This is a genomic window from Pseudomonas sp. NPDC088368, assembly GCF_044753445.1.
Taxonomy (GTDB): domain Bacteria; phylum Pseudomonadota; class Gammaproteobacteria; order Pseudomonadales; family Pseudomonadaceae; genus Aquipseudomonas; species Aquipseudomonas bambusae.
The window spans coordinates 1-19,319 of sequence record NZ_JBIVNG010000009.1; the positions used below are offsets into that span (position 1 = coordinate 1).

Here is a 19,319-nt window from a genome sequence, read left to right on the forward strand (position 1 = left end):
TCCCACGGTCTGTACTGCTGCTAACAGTCAGAAGCTGGCTTTTGGTCCCACCCACCCCTTCGAGTCTTACCATACAAGCTGGCTTGCCTGCGATCGGCTGCGAAGCAGTCGTCAATCCGGTCGATGCGGTGTTTCAGGAACATTGAGCCAGCAGATTTTGCTGCCGCTGCGCGCCAGATCGCGAGCAAGCTTGCTCCTACGGCCTTCGGCCAGAATCAAAAGCGAATGGTCGTGTTCACAACGCCAACCGCGAAGGCGAGCGCCCCTCACACCGCTGATCAAATGTGAGCTTCTCGCACAGCTGTCCCCACTTCGTCTCATACTCCCGTTGCTCTGTGATGTAGCAATCCCTGACGCAATCCGCTGAAACGCAACCTGTCAGCGCGACGCATGCCGCGACTGTTTTGATGATGTCCATGATCCCTCCCGAAAACCGGGGGCGAGCTTAGGGGTTATTGCGAAACGTCGGAACCGGCCGGGTCCGGTGAATGCGTAGGGCATTTCCGAAAGCCCATAAAAAAGCCCGCCCCTGATCACCTCAGGGGCGGGCTCGTGATTGCAGACTCGCTTACTTTTTCAGACCGTAATGCTCGTCCAGCATGCCCGGTGTGTTCGGCGCTTTTGGCGCGTAGTCACGTGGAGGCTCTGCGGCAGTGCGCGGCGGTGTCAGGCGATCGCGAGGCGCTTGCAGTGCATCCGGGTGCAGCGCAGCGAGCAGACGTTGACGAGTGATGTCGTCGGTGGCCAGACGGTTCGCGCCTTCGGCCAAATGTTCCTGAACATCCTGATAGCTCTGGGACAGCTTTTGCACCAGGTTAGCCGTGCTGTTGAAGTGAGTGACCACCTCGTTCTGATACGTGTCGAAACGCTCCTGAACGTCATCCAGCTGGCGCTGAGTGCTGTTAGGCGCGGCATTGGGCAGCGCACGCGCCACGAAGAAACCGATGGCGACACCAACGATCAGGGCGATAGTCGGCAGCAACCAAACTAAGAGCGAGTAATCCACGAGTCCTTCCTCTATAAACGGCTTTGCTTTACGTTAACGGCTCGAACCTGCGCTGTATAGCGGCGACGCGTCGCCGACATGCCAGCCACAGACAATCAGCTAGACGAGTCGACCCAATTGAAGGTCACGGAGTTCATTCTTGCTCATGCGTGAAACCCCTGTATTCATCGACGGCCCGGTGGGCCAACTCGAAGCCCTGTACCTTGACCTGGAAGGGGCCAAGGGCCTGGCGCTGATCTGCCATCCTAACCCGGTTCAGGGCGGCACGATGCTCAATAAAGTCGTCTCGACCCTGCAACGTACCGCCCGCGACGCGGGATACATTACCTTGCGTTTCAATTATCGGGGCGTTGGCGCCAGCGCTGGCAGTTCGGACATGGGGCAGGGCGAAGTCGATGATGCTGAAGCCGCTGCCACTTGGTTTCGCGAAAAACATCCGGACCTGCCCATGACGCTGTTCGGGTTTTCCTTCGGCGGTTTCGTCGCGGCCACCCTCGGCGGGCGCCTTGAAGCCAAGGGCGAAACCCTGAGCCATCTGTTCATGGTTGCGCCTGCTGTCATGCGCATCGCCGACCCGAGCGCCCTCCCGCAAAAAGGGCCACTGACCCTGATTCAGCCGGAAACCGACGAAGTGGTTGACCCACAACTCGTATATGCCTGGTCTGACGCACTCTCACGTCCCCATGAGCTGCTGAAAGTGGCAGAATGCGGACACTTTTTTCACGGCAAGCTGACCGATCTCAAGGATCTGGTCCTGCCGCGCCTTTCGAACTGATTGCTGCACCCAGAATAAGCGACCCGCCATGACCACTCGTATCCTGACCGGAATCACCACCACCGGTACCCCCCACTTGGGCAACTACGCCGGAGCCATTCGCCCGGCCATTGTCGCCAGCCGCCAGAACGACGCCGATTCGTTCTACTTCCTGGCCGACTACCACGCGCTGATCAAATGCGACGACCCGCTGCGCATCCAGCGCTCGCGCCTGGAAATCGCCGCGACCTGGCTGGCGGCCGGTCTGGATGTCGATCGCGTGACCTTCTATCGCCAGTCTGACATCCCGGAAATCCCGGAACTGACCTGGCTGCTGACCTGCGTGGCGGGTAAAGGCCTGCTCAACCGCGCCCATGCTTACAAGGCGTCGGTGGACAAGAACGTCGAAGCCGGTGAAGACCCGGATGCGGGCATCACCATGGGCCTGTTCAGCTACCCGGTGCTGATGGCGGCCGACATCCTGATGTTCAACGCCCATCAAGTGCCAGTGGGGCGTGACCAGATTCAGCACGTTGAAATGGCCCGTGACATCGGTCAGCGTTTCAACCACCTGTTCGGTCAGGGCAAGGAGTTCTTCGTCATGCCGGAAGCGCTGATCGAGGAAAGCGTGGCGACTTTGCCGGGCCTCGACGGTCGCAAGATGTCGAAGAGCTACGACAACACCATCCCGCTGTTCAGCAATGCGAAGGAGATGAAGGACGCGATCTCGCGCATCGTCACCGACTCGCGCCTGCCGGGCGAAGCCAAGGACCCGGACAACTCGCACCTGTTCACCTTGTACCAGGCGTTCGCCAACAAGGCCCAGAGCGACGAATTTCGGGCCGACCTGCTGCAAGGCCTGGGCTGGGGCGACGCCAAGCAGCGTCTGTTCCAGTTGCTCGACAGCGAGCTGGGCGAGGCCCGTGAGAACTACCACCGTCTGATTGAACGCCCGGCGGATCTGGAAGACATTCTGTTGGCCGGTGCTCAGAAGGCTCGTCGTATTGCCACGCCGTTCCTGGGCGAATTGCGTGAAGCGGTGGGCCTGCGTTCTTTCCGCGAGACCACGCAAACCGTTGCGGCCACCAAGAAAAAAGCCAGCAAGGGCGCCCGCTTCGTCAGTTTCCGTGAAGACGACGGCAGCTTCCGTTTCCGCCTGTTGGCCGCCGATGGCGAGCAACTGCTGCTGTCGCGCAATTTTGCAGACGGCAAGGCTGCGGGCGCGGTGACCAAACAGCTGCAACAAGGCGCCGCGCTGGACATTCGGACAGAAGGCAACGGCTTCACGGTATGGCTGGATGGCGCGTGCGTTGCCGACAGCCCGAGCTTCGCCGACGCCACTGCCCGCGACGCTGCGGTCGAGAGCCTGAAACTGGCCCTGACGCCACAACAGGATTAATTGCCATTACAGCGGGCCATCGCTACAGTGGCGGCCCGTTTTTGCTCCCTAGCTAAAGACCATGACCCCCCTAGAAAGCTATCAGAACGACCTCAAGAAACCTGAATTCTTCCACGATGCCGCTCAGGAAAACGCTGTGCGCCATCTGCAGCGTCTGTACGACGATCTGGTCGCAGCACATGAAAACAAGCCTGGCCTGTTCGGCAAGCTGTTCGGCAAGAAAGAAGTCACGGTGATCAAGGGCCTGTATTTCTGGGGCGGCGTTGGCCGTGGCAAGACGTACCTGGTCGACACCTTCTTCGAAGCGCTGCCGTTTCAAGACAAGATGCGCACGCACTTCCACCGCTTCATGAAGCGTGTGCACGAAGAAATGAAGAACCTCAAGGGCGAGAAGAACCCGCTGACCCTGATCGCCAAGCAGTTCGCAGGCGAGGCTCGGGTCATCTGCTTCGACGAATTCTTCGTCTCCGACATCACCGACGCCATGATCCTCGGCACGCTGATGGAAGAGCTGTTCAAGAACGGCGTAACGCTCGTGGCCACCTCGAACATCGTGCCGGACGGTCTTTATAAGGACGGTCTGCAACGTGCGCGTTTCCTGCCTGCCATCGCGCTGATCAAGCAGAACACCGACATCGTCAACGTCGACAGCGGCGTGGACTATCGTCTGCGCCACCTGGAGCAGGCCGAGCTGTTTCACTTCCCGTTGAACGAAGCGGCCCAGGACAGCATGCGCAAAAGCTTCCGCGCGCTGACCCCGGAATGCACCAAGGCTGTCGAAAACGATGTGTTGATCATCGAAAACCGCCAGATCAAAGCGTTGCGCACCTGCGACGACGTTGCCTGGTTCGATTTCCGCGAGTTGTGTGACGGCCCGCGTAGCCAGAACGACTACATCGAACTCGGCAAGATCTTCCACGCTGTGTTGCTGAGCGGCGTCGAGCAGATGAGCGTCGCCACCGACGACATCGCCCGCCGCTTCATCAACATGGTCGACGAGTTCTACGACCGCAACGTCAAGTTGATCATTTCGGCCGAAGTCGAGCTGAAAGACCTGTACACCGGCGGACGCCTGAATTTCGAATTCCAGCGCACGCTGAGCCGTCTGCTGGAAATGCAGTCCCACGAATTCCTGTCTCGGGCGCACAAACCTTAGGAGCAGCGGCGAGTTTTGAGCTGCAAGCTGCAAGAGGGCGCGGTGATTCTTCTGTAATCGTCTGTCATGCCGACGGTAGCGATTTTCGGACGCTACCGTCGATTGGCCGGACAGATTCGGCGAACCCACTGCTGATCCCTCTTGCAGCTTGAAGCTCGCAGCTTGAAGCTGCTTTTAGGCCGCCTGCTGGAACTGCTGCCGATACTGATTCGGCGACAGCTCGGTATGTTGCCGGAACAGCCGTGCGAAGAAGCTTGCGTCGTCGTAGCCGACTTCGTAGCTGATGGTCTTGATGCTCTTGCGCGAACCCGACAGCAGCCCTTTCGCCGTTTCGATGCGCAGGCGTTGCAGGTAGTGCAGCGGCTTGTCGCCGGTAGCGGTCTGGAAGCGGCGCATGAAGTTGCGAATGCTCATGCCGTGTTCCCGCGCCACGTCTTCGAAACGGAATTTGTCGGCGAAATGCTCTTCGAGCCAGTGCTGAATTTGCAGGATGATCACGTCCTGATGCAGCTTCTGCCCGCCAAACCCCATCCGACCCGGTGAGTAGCTGCGCTGCACTTCGTACAGAATGTCGCGGGCCACGGTCTGTGCCACGTTGGCGCCGCAGAAGCGCTCGATCAGATAGATGTACAGATCGCACGCCGAAATCGTGCCGCCTGCGCAATACAGGTTGTCGGCGTCGGTCAGGTGCTTTTCCTGATTGAGCAAGACGTTCGGGAAACGCTCGGCGAACTCATTGAAGAAACGCCAGTAGGTGGTGGCCTCCTTGCCATCCAGCAGGCCAGATTCAGCCAGCCAGAACACACCGCTGGCTTCACCGCACAGCACGGCGCCCCGGGCATGTTGCTCCCGAAGCCACGGCAAAATCTGCGGGTAGCGAGCGCGCAAGGTGTCGAAATTGTCGACGAAGGCGGGGAGGATGATGATGTCGGCGTTTTCGAGCGCGCCGTCCACGGGCAGCACGACTTCACTGAAGCTGCGCACCTGTTGCCCGTCGGGGCTGACGAGGCGGGTTTCAAACGCGGCTTTGAGGCCTTGGCCCAGCTGTTTGCCGTAGCGCAGGCTGGCCAGATGGAAGAAGTCCTTGGCCTGGGTCAGTGTGGAGGCGAAGATCCCGTCGATCGCGAGGATGCTGACGCGCCGCAACGGCACGTTTTGTTGAATAGACATAATCTGTTGTTCTTATATGGGAAAGTGGTCAAGCAACGGCGTGATCGTCTTATTTTTTGTCGGATGTGTCCAGTGTCGTCGTCAATCGACACGGCATACGCTCTCGCAGCAACCCTGTCCGACAATCCCTCACGCCAAGGTGTCCCATGCTTCCAAGAACACTCTTCAGCTCCGAGCATGAGCTTTTCCGCGACAGCGTCCGCAAGTTTCTGGAACAGGAAGCCGCGCCGTTTCACGCGCAATGGGAGAAGCAAGGACACATTGACCGCACGCTCTGGAACCGCGCGGGAGAGCAGGGCATGTTGTGCTCGCACCTGCCTGAGGAATACGGCGGCATGGCCGCTGACTTTCTCTACACCACGGTCGTGATCGAAGAAATCTACCGACTCGGCCTGACCGGTATCGGATTTTCCCTGCATTCGGACATCGTCGCGCCCTATCTCCTGCATTACGGCAGCGAGGCCTTGAAGCTGAAATATTTACCGAAGATGGTCTCGGGCGAGATCGTGACGGCCATCGCGATGACCGAACCGGGCGCGGGCTCTGACCTGCAAGGGGTGAAGACCACGGCGGTGCTGGACGGCGACGAGTACGTCATCAACGGCTCCAAGACCTTCATCACCAACGGTTTTCTCGCGGACCTGGTGATCGTCGTCGCCAAAACCGATCCCAAAGCGGGTGCGAAGGGCACCAGTTTGTTTCTGGTAGAGGCGGGCACGCCAGGCTTCGAGAAGGGCAAGCGCCTGGAAAAAGTCGGCATGAAGGCTCAGGACACGTCGGAGCTGTTCTTTCAGGACGTCCGCGTGCCCAAGGAAAATCTGCTGGGCCAGCCGGGAATGGGCTTCGCGTACCTGATGCAGGAGTTGCCCCAAGAGCGTCTGACCGTGGCCATTGGCGCGATTGCCTCGGCCGAGGCGGCGTTGCAGTGGACGCTGGACTACACCCGGGAGCGCAAAGCGTTCGGACAGGCGATTGCCGATTTTCAGAACACCCGATTCAAGCTGGCGGAAATTGCCACCGAAGTGCAGATCGGCCGGGTCTTCGTTGATCGCTGTCTGGAATTGCACCTGGAAGGCAAGCTGGACGTTCCTACGGCGGCGATGGCCAAGTACTGGGCCACAGACCTGCAGTGCAAGGTGCTCGACGAATGCGTGCAGCTGCACGGCGGTTACGGCTTCATGTGGGAATACCCGATCGCACGGGCGTGGGCGGATGCGCGGGTGCAGCGGATTTACGCGGGAACCAACGAAATCATGAAGGAAATCATTGCGCGGTCTTTGTAACTGCGGGGTAAGCGGGCTCGGGTGGAACGGTTGCTGTGAAACCCTGTGGGAGCGAATTCATTCGCGATTCGGTGGTACATCCAACAGATGAGTATCGGATGCACAGGCCTCTCGCGAATGAATTCGCTCCCACAGTGGTTAGTCAGCGTCTGCGAGTGAGCTTACGGCGCAGGGTTCGGCTGATCCTTGTGAATCGCCTCGATCCCCGCCAACACTTCTTCCGACAGCACCAGTTCCGCGCTCGCCAGATTGCTGTCCAGCTGCTCCAGCGTAGTGGCGCCGATGATGTTGCTGGTCACGAACGCACGGCTGGTCACAAACGCCAGCGCCATTTGCGCCGGGTCCAGACCATGCTCACGGGCCAGTGCGACGTAGCGGGCGCAGGCCGCCTCCGATTGCGGGTTGAAGTAGCGGGTGAAACGGCTGTAGAGGCTCAGGCGGCCTTTCGGTGGGCGGGCGCCGTTGGCGTATTTGCCCGACAGCAAACCAAACGCCAGCGGCGAATAGGCCAACAGACCGCATTGCTCGCGAATGGCAACCTCTGCCAGACCTACTTCAAAGCTGCGGTTGAGCAAGTTGTACGGGTTCTGGAGGGACACCGGGCGCGCCAGACCATGAGCGTCGGATTCTGCCAGGTACTTCATCGTGCCCCACGGCGTTTCATTGGACAGGCCGACGTGGCGGATCTTGCCCGCTTTCACCTGCTCGTCAAGCACCTGAAGGGTTTCCAGCAGCGGGGTGAAGGTTTCATCGCTGTGGGTGTAGCCCAATTTGCCGAAGAAGTTGGTGCTGCGCTCCGGCCAGTGCAGTTGATACAGGTCCAGATAGTCGGTTTGCAGGCGTTTCAGGCTGGCATCCACGGCGGCCACGATGTGGTCACGGTTGAATTTCAGATGGCCGTCACGCACGTAATCGATGCCGTTTCCGGGACCGGCAATCTTGCTGGCGAGGATCCAGTCGGCGCGATCACCGCTTTTCTTGAACCAGTTACCGATGATGATTTCGGTGCTGGCGTAGGTTTCTTTCTTGGGTGGGACCGGGTACATCTCGGCGGTATCCATGAAATTGATACCGGCATCTTTGGCCCGCTGGATCTGGGCGAAGGCCTCGGACTCGCTGTTTTGCTCGCCCCAGGTCATCGTGCCGAGGCAGATAGCGCTGACATTCAGGTCGGTTCTGCCCAGTTTGCGATAGTCCATCTGGCTCTCCTTTAGAAAACAGCCATAAAAGCAGGTTGAAATTTTTTTCGCAATCTGGATAATTCCGCGTCTCTTTGTCGTGGGAGTGATGCCCCGCCACACAGACACCGCTGCGATCGAACGCGCTGACCCGAGCCCCCTATAGCGTTCGTGCCCGGCGGCCTTTGACTTGTCAAAGACCGTACTAATGAGTATGCTCCGCCGTCTATTTTTCAGGGCGGCCTTTGAGGCTATAAAGAATGAAAACTTTTACCGCTAAACCGGAAACAGTAAAGCGCGACTGGTTCGTCGTCGATGCTGCTGGTCAGACCCTGGGTCGTCTGGCCACTGAGATCGCGAGCCGTCTGCGTGGCAAACACAAGCCGGAATACACTCCGCACGTCGACACTGGCGACTACATCGTCGTGATCAACGCTGAGCAAATCCGCGTCACTGGTGCCAAGACCACCGACAAGATCTACTACTCTCACTCCGGTTTCCCGGGCGGGATCAAGTCGATCAACTTTGAAAAGCTGATCGCCAAAGCTCCTGAGCGCGTGATCGAGACCGCGGTCAAAGGCATGCTGCCCAAGAACCCGCTGGGTCGCGACATGTATCGTAAGCTGAAAGTCTATGCGGGCGCTGCACACCCTCATACTGCTCAGCAGCCCCAAGAACTGAAGTTTTAACGGAATAGTTCATTATGTCGGCGACTCAAAATTACGGCACTGGCCGTCGCAAGACCGCAACCGCACGCGTTTTCCTGCGTCCAGGTACCGGTAACATCTCCATCAACAACCGCTCGCTGGATTCGTTCTTCGGCCGCGAAACTGCCCGCATGGTAGTTCGTCAGCCGCTGGAACTGACCGAGACTGTTGAAAAATTCGACATCTACGTCACCGTCATCGGCGGCGGTGTGAGTGGTCAAGCTGGCGCAATCCGCCACGGTATCACCCGCGCTCTGATGTCCTACGACGAAACCCTGCGTAGCGCACTGCGCAAAGCAGGCTTCGTGACTCGCGATGCTCGTGAAGTTGAACGTAAGAAAGTCGGTCTGCGTAAAGCGCGTAAGCGTCCGCAGTACTCGAAGCGTTAATTCGCTTTCGTTCAAAAAGAACGCCCAGTTTCCTCAAGGAACTGGGCGTTTTTTTATGGACGTCTATTATTCAGTGTGACGAGACGAATCAACCGTGGGCGCCGCGTTATACAAGGCCTCCCGGTTTAAACCGAAAGGTAATCCCCTTTTGACCTGGAGGGGGCGTTGGTTACCCATCGGCAGGACGTTTGGCAGCTAGATAATAATGCACAGGGAAGCCTGACCAAGCGGGCTTCTACAAGCTGATGGGAGAGGACGGAATGAGCAATGACGGCGTGAATGCAGGCCGGCGTCGCTTCCTCGTCGCAGCCACCTCTGTGGTGGGCGCCGCAGGAGCGGTTGGAGCTGCGGTCCCGTTCGTGGGGTCATGGTTCCCCAGCGCGAAGGCCAAGGCGGCAGGCGCGCCCGTCAAGGTCAACGTCAGCAAGATTGAGCCGGGTCAGCAAATGATCGCGGAGTGGCGTGGGCAGCCCGTGTTCATCGTCCACCGCACCCCTGAAATCCTCAGCAATCTGGGCAAGCTCACCGATCAGCTGTCTGACCCGGAATCCAAAAATTCAACCCAGCCCGCTTATGTTGACCCGGTCGTTCGCTCGATCAAGCCGGAAATGCTGTTACTGATCGGGATTTGCACCCACCTCGGTTGTTCTCCGACCTTTCGCCCGGAAATCGCCCCGGCTGACCTGGGCAAGGACTGGGTGGGCGGTTATTTCTGCCCTTGTCACGGCTCCCATTACGACCTGGCCGGACGCGTCTACAAGGCGCAACCTGCACCGCTGAATTTGCCAGTGCCGCCGCATTCCTACGAGTCGGACTCAATCATCGTCATTGGTGTCGATCAGGAGAAAGCGTAATGAGCAAATTCATGGACTGGATCGATGCACGGTTTCCTGCGACGTCAATGTGGGAAGACCACCTCAGCAAGTATTACGCCCCCAAGAACTTCAACTTCTTCTATTTTTTCGGCTCGCTGGCCCTGCTGGTGCTGGTCAATCAGATCGTGACCGGCGTCTGGTTGACGATGAGCTACACGCCCTCGGCCGAAGAAGCGTTCGCGTCCGTCGAATACATCATGCGCGACGTTGAATACGGCTCCATCCTGCGTCTGCTTCACTCCACGGGCGCCTCGGCGTTCTTCATCGTCGTCTACCTGCACATGTTTCGCGGATTGCTCTATGGCTCGTATCAGAAGCCCCGAGAGCTGGTATGGATCTTCGGGATGTTGATTTACCTGGCGCTGATGGCCGAAGCGTTCATGGGCTATCTGCTGCCCTGGGGGCAGATGTCGTACTGGGGCGCGCAGGTGATCATCTCGCTGTTCGGTGCGATTCCGGTGATTGGCAATGACCTGACCCAGTGGATTCGCGGTGACTACCTGATTTCCGGCATCACCCTCAACCGGTTCTTTGCCTTGCATGTGGTGGCGCTGCCCATCGTGATTCTCGGGCTGGTGGTGCTGCACATTCTGGCGCTGCACGAGGTCGGCTCGAACAACCCGGACGGCGTCGACATCAAGAAATACAAGGACGAAAACGGCAAGCCGCTGGACGGCATCGCGTTTCACCCGTACTACACCGTCAAGGACATCGTCGGGGTCGTGGTCTTTCTGTTTATTTTCTGTTCGATCGTGTTCTTCTTTCCCGAGATGGGCGGGTACTTCCTCGAAAAACCCAACTTCGAACAGGCCAATGCGTTCAAGACGCCGGAACACATCGCACCGGTCTGGTACTTCACCCCGTTCTACGCCATTTTGCGGGCGATCCCTGACAAGCTGATGGGGGTCATGGCCATGGGCGCAGCGATTGCCGTGCTGTTCGTTTTGCCGTGGCTGGACCGAAGCCCGGTCAAATCCATGCGTTACAAGGGCTGGCTGAGCCGGGTCTGGCTGGTGTTGTTCTGCGTCGCGTTCGTCATCCTTGGCATTCTGGGGGTGCTTCCGCCCAGTCCGGGTCGCGCCTTGCTGTCTCAGGTGTGTACGTTCGTGTACTTCGCCTACTTCATTCTGATGCCGTTCTACACGCGGATGGAGAGGACCAGGCCGGTTCCGGAAAGGGTGACAGGCTGATGAAAAAGCTACTGGCTGTTTTTCTCCTGGCGGCCTTGCCTCTCGTGTCGTTCGCGGGTGAGCACGGGCCAGACCTGGAAAGCGTCGATATCGATGTCTCCGACAAGGTCGCGATGCAAGACGGGGCGCGGACGTTCGTCAATTACTGCATGGGCTGCCACAGCGCCAAGTTCCAGCGCTACGAGCGGGTGGCCGATGACTTGGGCATTCCTCATGAGCTTATGCTCGACAAGCTGGTGTTCACGGGGGCGAAAATCGGCGACCACATGGTGGCAGGGATGCAGCCTGCTGACGCCAAGGTCTGGTTCGGCGCCGCTCCGCCCGATCTGACCCTTGTGGCGCGGGTGAGGGGCACTGACTGGCTCTACGGCTACCTGCGTTCCTTCTATGAGGACCCTGCAAGGCCTTGGGGCGTGAACAACAAGGTCTTCCCGAACGTGGGCATGCCTAACGTGCTCGTCGGGTTGCAGGGGCGTCAGGTGATCGGTTGCAAGCAGGTGCAGGCGGTCGAAGACGGCAAGAAACAATACGACCCGCTCACCGGCTCGCCGCTGACTCACGAAGCCTGCGATCAACTGACCATCGTGCCCAAGACCGGTACGCTGACCGAGGAGCAATTCGACGAAAAAGTGAAAAACCTGGTGACCTTCCTCGCGTACTCGGCCAACCCGGTCAAGCTTCAGCATCAGCGCATCGGGACTTATGTGCTGCTCTATCTCGCGGTCCTGTTCGTCTTTGCGTACCTGCTCAAACGCGAATACTGGAAGGACGTGCACTGACGGCAGGCCAATCTGGCGACGGCTGTCACGCGCCCTGAGGCGCCTCATTCGGGTAATGGCCACAGAGCGGGTATAGTGGCGGGCGAAAGATTGCAGAATTTACTTTGAGTAAATGAGCTATCTTGTCGCCCGCGACGAACACCTGCTGTTTGTGGATGTTGCCGGAGGCGCCTTCAGGGCGCGTTCGTTTTTTGTGCTTTCGAAAATTCAACAAGCGAGGAGGACCGCCATGGGCGTGACCAACCGGTTGGCCTGTTACTCCGACCCCGCCGACCACTATTCCCATCGCGTGCGCATCGTGCTCGCCGAGAAAGGTGTCAGCGCCGAGATCATCGATGTCGCGGGAGGTACCCAGCCTGCCAAGTTGATCGAAGTCAATCCGTACGGCAGCGTACCCACGCTGGTCGACCGGGACCTGGCGCTGTACGAGTCGACTGTCGTGATGGAATACCTGGATGAGCGTTACCCGCATCCGCCTTTACTGCCGGTGTACCCCGTCGCCCGCGCCAACAGCCGTCTGCTGATTCACCGCATTCAGCGCGACTGGTGTGGGCTGGTGGATATCATTCTGGACCCTCGCAGCAAAGAAGCTGCCCGTGTTCAGGCGCGCAAGGAGCTGCGCGAAAGTCTGACCGGCGTGTCGCCACTGTTTGCGGAAAAGCCTTTTTTCCTCAGTGACGAGCAAAGTCTGGTCGACTGCTGTCTATTGCCCATACTCTGGCGCCTGCCGATTCTGGGTATCGAATTGCCGCGGCCCGCCAAGCCGCTGCTTGATTATATGGAGCGCCAATTCGCGCGCGAGGCATTCCAGGCAAGTCTGTCTGGTGCCGAACGCGACATGCGCTAAGGCCTAAGGAACCGTTCGATGAACTCCAGTCGCCCCTATCTGATCCGCGCGCTCTACGAGTGGATCGTGGATAACGATTGTACGCCGCACATTCTGGTCAACGCCGAATACCCGGCGGTGCAAGTCCCGCAAGGCTTCGCCAACGACGGTCAGATCGTCCTCAACATTTCGCCAAGTGCCGTGCGTCATTTGCACATGGACAACGACGCGGTGAGCTTTGAAGGCCGCTTCGGCGGTGTCCCACACAGCTTGTACGTGCCGGTTTCCGCCGTGATGGGCATCTATGCTCGGGAAAACGGGCAGGGCATGGTCTTCGACCTGGAGCCTGCCGTGGATGATGACGAAGACTTGGACGTGGATGACGACATGCCGCCACCGGACGACGAGCCGCCACGCCCGACCGGCCGGCCGAGTCTGAAAGTGGTCAAGTGAGTTGACTGCGTGGTCATGAAAAAGGCGATCCCGAGGGATCGCCTTTTTTTGTCGCCGTTTGTGTGGATGCGCACGCATGCACTTTTGCTTCTGGCCGCAGGCCGTAGGAGCTGCCGGGGTGGCGCTCCACCTTGCCTGCGATCTGGTGCGCAGCAGCAGTAAAATCAGCCCCTCGGTTATGCCTGACACACCGCGTGTTGCGGATGTACTGCCGCTATGCGGCAGATCGCAGGCAAGCCAGCTCCTACGCCCTTCGGGCAGAAGCGAGGCCGTGTCTCGGCCCCGGCAGCAAAGGTGTTCTTAATCAATGTACTCAAACAACTTCACGATCTTCTGCACGCCGCTCACGCCCTGCACCAAGTTGGTGGCGCGGGTGGCTTCGGCCTGGGTCAGCAGGCCGAGCAGGTAGACGATGCCGTTCTCGGTCACGACCTTGATGCGCGAGCCGGGGATGGCGCTGTCGGTCAGCATCTGCGTCTTGATTTTGCTGGTCAGCCACGCGTCGTTGCTGCGGGCCAGCACCGAGGAAGGCTCGATGACTTGCAGCTCGTTGTTGACCTTCTTGACCTTCTGCACCTGGCTGGCGGTTTGTTCGGCCAACTGCTTGAGGTCGGCACGCGGGGTCTGGCCGGCCAGCAGCACGACGCCGTTGAAGCTGGTCACGACGATGTGCGAGGCGTTGTCCAGGTCCGGGTTGGCCTTGGCGATGTTCACCGCGACCTTGGTTTCGATCAGCGAGTCGTCGATCTTGCTGCCGAAGGTGCGGGTGCCGCGGTCGTCGTCGATCGGGGCTTCGCGGCTGGCGTTGATCACCGAGCTGCATCCGCTGATGCCCAGGCAGAGCGTCAGGGCCAGCAAGCTGAGGCGTTTGGATATCATTCTTCACTCCCGAAAATTTGGCTGTCGATCAAATAGCACAGGCAGTGGATCACCAACAGGTGAACTTCCTGAATGCGTGCGGTGACTTTGGCCGGGACGCGGATTTCCACATCCTCAGGCAGCAGCAGCGAGGCCACGTCGCCGCCGTCGCGACCGGTCAGGGCCACGACAATCATTTCCCGATCATGTGCGGCCTGAATGGCCTGAATGATGTTGGCGGAATTGCCGCTGGTGGAGATGGCCAGCAAGACGTCATTGGACTGGCCCAGGGCGCGGATCTGTTTCGAGAAAATCTCGTTGTAGCTGTAATCGTTGGCGATCGAGGTGATGGTCGAGGTGTCCGTGGTCAGCGCGATGGCTGGCAGGCTCGGTCGCTCACGCTCGAATCGGTTGAGCAGTTCGGACGAAAAGTGCTGTGCGTCCCCGGCCGAGCCGCCGTTGCCACACGCCAGGATCTTGCTGTCGCTGAGCAGGGCGGTGACCATCACCTGGCTGGCTTGTTCGATGTAGGGTGCAAGAACGTCCATCGCCTGTTGCTTGGTATCGATGCTGGCCTGAAAAAGCTGGCGAATTCGGGATTGCATGTCCATCAATGAAAACCTTAATAGGGGCGGCTGGTCGGGCGGCGTCTGACTCAGGTCATCGGCATCCCGGCACAAAACTGTGCGGCCCGCAAAGCAAAAAGCAAAAAAAACGGTGTGGGTTATGTGTGTCGGTGAGCGTGCTGATGCTGGGCCTGGGCGCCCCGTCAACTGTCGAACGCGTTCTGTAGCCAGTTCAGTGCAGGTGCCGTGCCTGGGTCGCCATTGATTGCCACGACGTCGAAGCGGCACGGGGAATCGGCCCATTTCGACTCGCTTTGCAGAAACCACTGTGCGGCCAGTGTGAGCTTTCCCTGCTTGCGAACATCGACGCTCTCCAGTGCGCCACCCCATCCGGCGTGGCGCCGATAGCGAACTTCGACGAATACTACTGTATCGCCGTCGAGCATGACCAGATCAAGCTCGCCGCGTTTGCATGACCAGTTCTGCGTGATCAGCTGTAAACCGTGTTGCTGCAGGTGCCGCAGGGCGTAGGCTTCGGCCTCGCGCCCGGCGGTCTGTCGCGGGTTGCCTGAGGTCAAGGCGCGGTGTCCGGCAGGCGCTGGACCTTGCCATCGACGAATTGAGCCCACGGCAACTGACGCTCGATACGCTGACCCTGACCGATGGCCAGGCTGCCCGACAGGCCGTCGATGCGGCTTTCCGGCAGGGTTTTCAGCTGGGTAAGACGAGGCGCCAGGCGATAGGCGTCGATGCCCATGGCGTACAAGCGACCAAGGCTACCCGCTGCCTGTGGCCATTGCGCGGTGACTTGTTGACGCAGTGGGTCATTCGCGTTCAGCAGCCAAGGGGTTTCGCAGAAGCGCACACCGGCCAGGTCGTTGTACATCGCCTGATCATTGCTGTTGGTGAACAGGTGCGACGTGGCGTAGACGGGCACGTCACCTGCGTACTGGAAAACCATGGTCGGTTTGATCTGTTGCGCCTGTTGCGGTGTGGCGGCCAGGAACATGAAGTCGACGTCCTGACGGCGGGTCGGCTGAGCGGCGGCCTGGGCACCGGTGGTGCTTTGCAGGCGCTGGGCGCGACCTTCGCTGTTACGCAGTTGGAACAGGTCGGCGACTTGCTGAGCCAGTTGTACCGGTTGATCGATGCGTTCAACGCCCAGCAGGGTGCCGCCCTTGGCTTGCCAGCTCTGACGGAAAGCATCGAGTACGCGATCGCCCCATTCGCCTTTCGGCACCATGGCCACGGCGCTGCGCTTGCCATCGGCCCAGGCGCGACGGGAAACCTCGCGGGCTTCGTCTTCGGCGGCGAGGCCGAACTGGAACAGCTCGGCCGGGCCCTGGGCGCCGGAATCGCTGTAGTTCAGGGCGAGGGTGGTGATCGGCAGTTGTGGGTGAGCGCTCAGTTGTTTGACCAGCGGCTTTTCCAGCGGACCCACCACCAGTTGAACGCCAGCAGCCTTGGCCTGGGCGTAGAACGCGTCCATGGAGGTCACGCGGGAGCTGTCGAAGACTTCAATCGCAGGCGGCTTCTGACCGGCCTGTTGCGCTTGATAGTGAGCCGCCATGAAGCCGTCACGCAGGGCGCGGGATACCGAAGCCAGCGGACCGTCCTGCGGCAGCAGCAGGGCAATCTTGGTCAATGGCTCGCTTTTCAGCTCGCGCAATTGGGCGAGGGTGGTTGGCAATTGGCGGGCGGCAGGGTGCTGCGGGTTCTGTGCCTTCCAGTTGTCGATGGCCGCCTGTTGCTGTTCCAGCGTGCCCGCACCTTTGACCGCGCGAGCCAGGCTCAGCCAGCCGCCCATGTCATCGTTGGCGGTGCTTTGCAGTTGCTCAGGAGGCAAGGCTGCGACCAGCGCCCAGATTGCGTCGTTGTTGGCGCTCAGGGCATCGCCTTGCAATAGCGGGCCCATGAACACACGTTCGCTGGCGGCTGCGAGGCTCTGGCCGTCAGCTTCGAGGGCGCGGGCGCGAACGGTGTGGGTGCGGGTTTGTAGATCGACCGGCATTTCGCCGAGATGCTGCATGCTCGGGTGGTTCAGGGCGGTCAGTGCAGCCTTTGGCTGACTGCGGCCCAGCGCCAGTTCGGCAGACAGGGTGTTGGCGTAGATTTGCTTGTCGGTCTTGAGCTGGTCCAGTTGGACCTGTTCGAGAATGCTGGCAGCGCGGCCGGGGTTGTTCTGGCGTGCGGCCAGGTCGGCGGCGGTCAGTCGCAAGAGCGCGGCCTGATCAGGCGTTTTCGCCGCAGCGGCTTGTTCGAGCAACTGCTCGATGCTGGCGTCGGGTGTGCGTGGCAGTTCGCCAAGACTGGAGGAGGGCGAACCGGCACAAGCGGCCAATAAGGCAGCCAGGCAGAGGGCAGAGAACAGCCGCAGGCAAGCGATCATGTGTGTGTTCCTGATACTCAAGCAAATAAGCGTGGAATTGTACCCAAGCACTGGCCGGGGCGCGATGTTGTCGGCGTTAATGCCGCGATATGAGTCGCCTTGAAGCGCAACCGGGCGTTTCAGTCAGTGTTTTTTCCCTGATTCACAGCGACGACAGGAAGCGCTTGGCGAATACCTCGGTCCATTTTTCAATCTCCCTGTTTGCATCGCCTTAACCTGTACAATGCAGGCTTTGACTGAACATGAGGTGTGCGCTTTGACTGCTCCGGGTGCTTTGAATTCCACTACAGGCTCGCTTTATGTGGTGGCCACGCCGATCGGCAACCTGGATGACATGAGCGTGCGAGCCTTGAAGGTGCTGCGCGAGGTGTCTCTGATTGCCGCTGAAGATACCCGGCATTCATTACGACTGATGCAGCATTTTGGCATTTCGACCCCCTTGGCCGCGTGCCACGAACACAACGAGCGGGACGAAGGCAGCCGTTTCATTGCGCGTTTGCAAGCAGGCGATGATGTGGCGCTGATTTCCGATGCGGGTACCCCGCTGATCTCAGACCCGGGTTATCACCTCGTGCGTCAGGCCCGTGCGGCGGGGATTCAAGTTGTCCCGGTGCCAGGGGCATGCGCGTTGATCGCGGCACTGTCGGCGGCGGGGCTGCCGTCCGACCGTTTTATCTTCGAAGGCTTTCTTCCGGCCAAGTCGGTGGGGCGCAAGGCCCGGCTCGAATTGCTGAAAGAAGAACCGCGTACCGTCATCTTCTATGAAGCGCCGCACCGAATTCTTGAATGTCTGCAAGACCTTGAAGAAATCTTCGGCGCAGACCGTCCGGCAGTGCTGGGGCGTGAATTGACCAAAACCTTTGAGACACTGAAAGGTCTGCCATTGGGTGAGCTTCGCGCGTTCGTGGAAGGCGACAGCAATCAGCAGCGCGGTGAGTGCGTGGTTTTGGTGGCGGGCTGGAGCGAGCCGGAAGGCGAAGATGCGATTGGTGCCGAAGCTCGCCGCGTGCTGGATCTACTGCTGGAGGAAATGCCCCTCAAGCGTGCAGCGGCGCTGGCTGCGGAAATCACTGGCGTGCGCAAGAACCTTCTGTATCAGGTGGCGCTGGAGAAGCAAAAAGGGGAGTAAGGGGTACCCGTCAGCCTGTCACATAAATAGGCGAGAGGCTTATTAAAGCTTGTTCTTGTGCCGCCCTGCCATTAACCTTGGCGGCGGAGAGTCGATTGGACAGTCGCTGCCTTTCATTGTTCCGCAATGAAGGGGGGAGGAAAGTCCGGGCTCCATAGGGCGGAGTGCCAGGTAACGCCTGGGGGGCGCGAGCCTACGGAAAGTGCCACAGAAAATAACCGCCTAAGCACTTCGGTGCCGGTAAGGGTGAAAAGGTGCGGTAAGAGCGCACCGCACGTCTGGCAACAGTTCGTGGCTAGGTAAACCCCACTCGGAGCAAGACCAAATAGGGTTCCAAGGCGTGGCCCGCGCTGGAACCGGGTAGGTTGCTAAAGATGTCCAGTGATGGCCATCGTAGAGGAATGACTGTCCTCGACAGAACCCGGCTTACAGATCGACTCTCCACCTTTCCCCACTTCCTGCATTTTTCTCTCGTACAACCCCTCCTCGTAATACCGAAAAAATCTTAAACCTCATAAATCACATTAACTTCGAACCTCATCTTTTTGAGTTCCCTCGGATTTATCTGTCAGACCATTCCGAATTTCCTCAAAACTCATCTGTTACCCGTCGTAAATCTCCGTCCTGTAAGGGTTTTCCTTAAGAAGTCGCCTTGACGGTGTGGTGGGCGCATTCCTATAGTGTGCGCAAGTGGCGGAAAGTGGCGTGAAGTGGGTTTTTTGACCGCAAAACGATAATATTCGGAGAAAGCGCCTGTGTTCCGTGGTGCAAACGCAATCAATCTCGACGCAAAGGGCCGTCTCGCTATGCCGAGCCGGTACCGTGACGAGTTGGATTCGCGTAGTGCCGGCCAATTGATCGTGACCATTGATACCGTCGACCCATGCTTGTGCATCTATCCACTCCCTGAATGGGAATTGATCGAAGCCAAATTGCGTGAGTTGGCGACATTCCGTGAAGAGAACCGTCGTCTGCAGCGACTGTTGATCGGGAATGCAGTGGATCTGGAACTCGATGGCAGTGGGCGTTTTCTGGTACCGCCGCGTTTGCGCGAGTACGCCAAGCTCGACAAGCGCGTGATGCTGGTCGGCCAACTGAACAAGTTTCAACTGTGGGATGAGGACGCGTGGAACGCACTTGCTGATGCGGACCTCGCGGCCATTCAAAAACCGGGCGCGATGCCTGATGAACTGCGTGATTTGATCCTGTGAC

At 59.2% G+C, this 19,319-nt stretch carries 20 protein-coding genes and 1 other RNA gene; 14 read left to right on the top strand and 7 right to left on the bottom strand.

The window, feature by feature from the left end; translation table 11 throughout:
- Nucleotides 1-568: 568 nt before the first annotated feature.
- Entirely contained in the window at nt 569-1,006 is a 438-nt protein-coding gene (locus ACIQAL_RS19825; RefSeq protein WP_166596457.1) for a ZapG family protein, read from the bottom strand.
- A gap of 145 nt (nt 1,007-1,151) precedes the next feature.
- Between ACIQAL_RS19825 and ACIQAL_RS19830 the strand changes: the two genes are divergently transcribed.
- The 3 genes from ACIQAL_RS19830 (at nt 1,152) to zapE (ending at nt 4,315) form a co-directional block, all read left to right on the top strand.
- Entirely contained in the window at nt 1,152-1,781 is a 630-nt protein-coding gene (locus ACIQAL_RS19830) for an alpha/beta hydrolase (protein ID WP_401148611.1), read from the top strand.
- A gap of 28 nt (nt 1,782-1,809) precedes the next feature.
- Nucleotides 1,810-3,159: a tryptophan--tRNA ligase gene (locus ACIQAL_RS19835; protein ID WP_401148613.1), complete on the top strand. Its 1,350-nt coding sequence runs from the start codon at nt 1,810-1,812 to the stop codon at nt 3,157-3,159.
- Nucleotides 3,160-3,220: 61 nt separating this feature from the next.
- Nucleotides 3,221-4,315: a cell division protein ZapE gene (gene zapE, locus ACIQAL_RS19840; protein WP_401148615.1), complete on the top strand. Its 1,095-nt coding sequence runs from the start codon at nt 3,221-3,223 to the stop codon at nt 4,313-4,315.
- Between the two features lie 174 nt (nt 4,316-4,489).
- Here the strand turns inward: zapE and ACIQAL_RS19845 are convergent, their stop codons facing one another.
- Nucleotides 4,490-5,386: a GlxA family transcriptional regulator gene (locus ACIQAL_RS19845; protein ID WP_341964475.1), complete on the bottom strand. Its 897-nt coding sequence runs from the start codon at nt 5,384-5,386 to the stop codon at nt 4,490-4,492.
- A gap of 245 nt (nt 5,387-5,631) precedes the next feature.
- Here ACIQAL_RS19845 and ACIQAL_RS19850 point away from each other — a divergent pair, with 245 nt between their 5' ends.
- Nucleotides 5,632-6,768: an acyl-CoA dehydrogenase family protein gene (locus tag ACIQAL_RS19850; RefSeq protein WP_401148617.1), complete on the top strand. Its 1,137-nt coding sequence runs from the start codon at nt 5,632-5,634 to the stop codon at nt 6,766-6,768.
- A gap of 161 nt (nt 6,769-6,929) precedes the next feature.
- On the opposite strand, the gene ACIQAL_RS19855 is transcribed toward ACIQAL_RS19850, so the two are convergent.
- Entirely contained in the window at nt 6,930-7,967 is a 1,038-nt protein-coding gene (locus tag ACIQAL_RS19855; protein ID WP_401148619.1) for an NADP(H)-dependent aldo-keto reductase, read from the bottom strand.
- 239 nt (nt 7,968-8,206) lie between these two features.
- Here ACIQAL_RS19855 and rplM point away from each other — a divergent pair, with 239 nt between their 5' ends.
- The 7 genes from rplM (at nt 8,207) to ACIQAL_RS19890 (ending at nt 13,165) form a co-directional block, all read left to right on the top strand.
- Nucleotides 8,207-8,635 carry a 50S ribosomal protein L13 gene (rplM, locus tag ACIQAL_RS19860; RefSeq protein ID WP_019693576.1) on the top strand — a complete coding sequence of 143 codons (429 nt, stop codon included), beginning with the start codon at nt 8,207-8,209 and terminating at the stop codon, nt 8,633-8,635.
- A gap of 14 nt (nt 8,636-8,649) precedes the next feature.
- Nucleotides 8,650-9,042, top strand: a complete 393-nt coding sequence (gene rpsI / locus ACIQAL_RS19865) for a 30S ribosomal protein S9 (RefSeq protein ID WP_166596464.1) — start codon at nt 8,650-8,652, stop codon at nt 9,040-9,042.
- Between the two features lie 260 nt (nt 9,043-9,302).
- Entirely contained in the window at nt 9,303-9,896 is a 594-nt protein-coding gene (petA, locus tag ACIQAL_RS19870) for a ubiquinol-cytochrome c reductase iron-sulfur subunit (protein ID WP_166596465.1), read from the top strand.
- Nucleotides 9,896-11,107: a cytochrome bc complex cytochrome b subunit gene (locus ACIQAL_RS19875; RefSeq protein WP_166596466.1), complete on the top strand. Its 1,212-nt coding sequence runs from the start codon at nt 9,896-9,898 to the stop codon at nt 11,105-11,107. Before petA ends, ACIQAL_RS19875 begins: the two co-directional genes overlap by 1 nt.
- Nucleotides 11,107-11,886 (top strand): cytochrome c1, encoded by a 780-nt coding sequence (locus ACIQAL_RS19880; RefSeq protein ID WP_341962310.1) that lies wholly within the window; start codon nt 11,107-11,109, stop codon nt 11,884-11,886. The genes ACIQAL_RS19875 and ACIQAL_RS19880 overlap by 1 nt, the downstream gene beginning before the upstream one ends.
- A gap of 229 nt (nt 11,887-12,115) precedes the next feature.
- Entirely contained in the window at nt 12,116-12,733 is a 618-nt protein-coding gene (locus ACIQAL_RS19885) for a glutathione S-transferase N-terminal domain-containing protein (protein WP_166596468.1), read from the top strand.
- 18 nt (nt 12,734-12,751) lie between these two features.
- Entirely contained in the window at nt 12,752-13,165 is a 414-nt protein-coding gene (locus ACIQAL_RS19890) for a ClpXP protease specificity-enhancing factor (RefSeq protein ID WP_093461845.1), read from the top strand.
- Nucleotides 13,166-13,465: 300 nt separating this feature from the next.
- On the opposite strand, the gene ACIQAL_RS19895 is transcribed toward ACIQAL_RS19890, so the two are convergent.
- From ACIQAL_RS19895 to ACIQAL_RS19910, 4 genes are all read right to left on the bottom strand, one after another.
- A complete protein-coding gene (locus tag ACIQAL_RS19895; protein ID WP_166596469.1) occupies nt 13,466-14,044 on the bottom strand; it encodes a BON domain-containing protein in 579 nt (192 codons plus the stop codon).
- Nucleotides 14,041-14,634 carry a phosphoheptose isomerase gene (locus ACIQAL_RS19900; RefSeq protein WP_401148625.1) on the bottom strand — a complete coding sequence of 198 codons (594 nt, stop codon included), beginning with the start codon at nt 14,632-14,634 and terminating at the stop codon, nt 14,041-14,043. Before ACIQAL_RS19900 ends, ACIQAL_RS19895 begins: the two co-directional genes overlap by 4 nt.
- 158 nt (nt 14,635-14,792) lie before the next feature.
- Complete coding sequence (locus ACIQAL_RS19905) at nt 14,793-15,167, bottom strand: YraN family protein (RefSeq protein ID WP_401148626.1); 375 nt, start codon at nt 15,165-15,167, stop codon at nt 14,793-14,795.
- The gene (locus ACIQAL_RS19910; protein ID WP_401148628.1) at nt 15,164-16,978 is read right to left on the bottom strand and encodes a penicillin-binding protein activator; all 1,815 of its coding nucleotides are present in this window, start codon (nt 16,976-16,978) and stop codon (nt 15,164-15,166) included. Before ACIQAL_RS19910 ends, ACIQAL_RS19905 begins: the two co-directional genes overlap by 4 nt.
- A gap of 223 nt (nt 16,979-17,201) precedes the next feature.
- Between ACIQAL_RS19910 and rsmI the strand changes: the two genes are divergently transcribed.
- The 3 genes from rsmI (at nt 17,202) to mraZ (ending at nt 19,318) form a co-directional block, all read left to right on the top strand.
- Nucleotides 17,202-18,107, top strand: coding sequence for a 16S rRNA (cytidine(1402)-2'-O)-methyltransferase (rsmI, locus tag ACIQAL_RS19915; RefSeq protein WP_166596473.1), 906 nt, complete (start codon nt 17,202-17,204; stop codon nt 18,105-18,107).
- Nucleotides 18,108-18,194: 87 nt separating this feature from the next.
- Nucleotides 18,195-18,552, top strand: an RNA gene (rnpB, locus tag ACIQAL_RS19920) — RNase P RNA component class A.
- A 310-nt stretch (nt 18,553-18,862) separates the two neighbouring features.
- Nucleotides 18,863-19,318 (top strand): division/cell wall cluster transcriptional repressor MraZ, encoded by a 456-nt coding sequence (gene mraZ / locus ACIQAL_RS19925; RefSeq protein WP_037017349.1) that lies wholly within the window; start codon nt 18,863-18,865, stop codon nt 19,316-19,318.
- Nucleotide 19,319 lies beyond the last annotated feature (1 nt).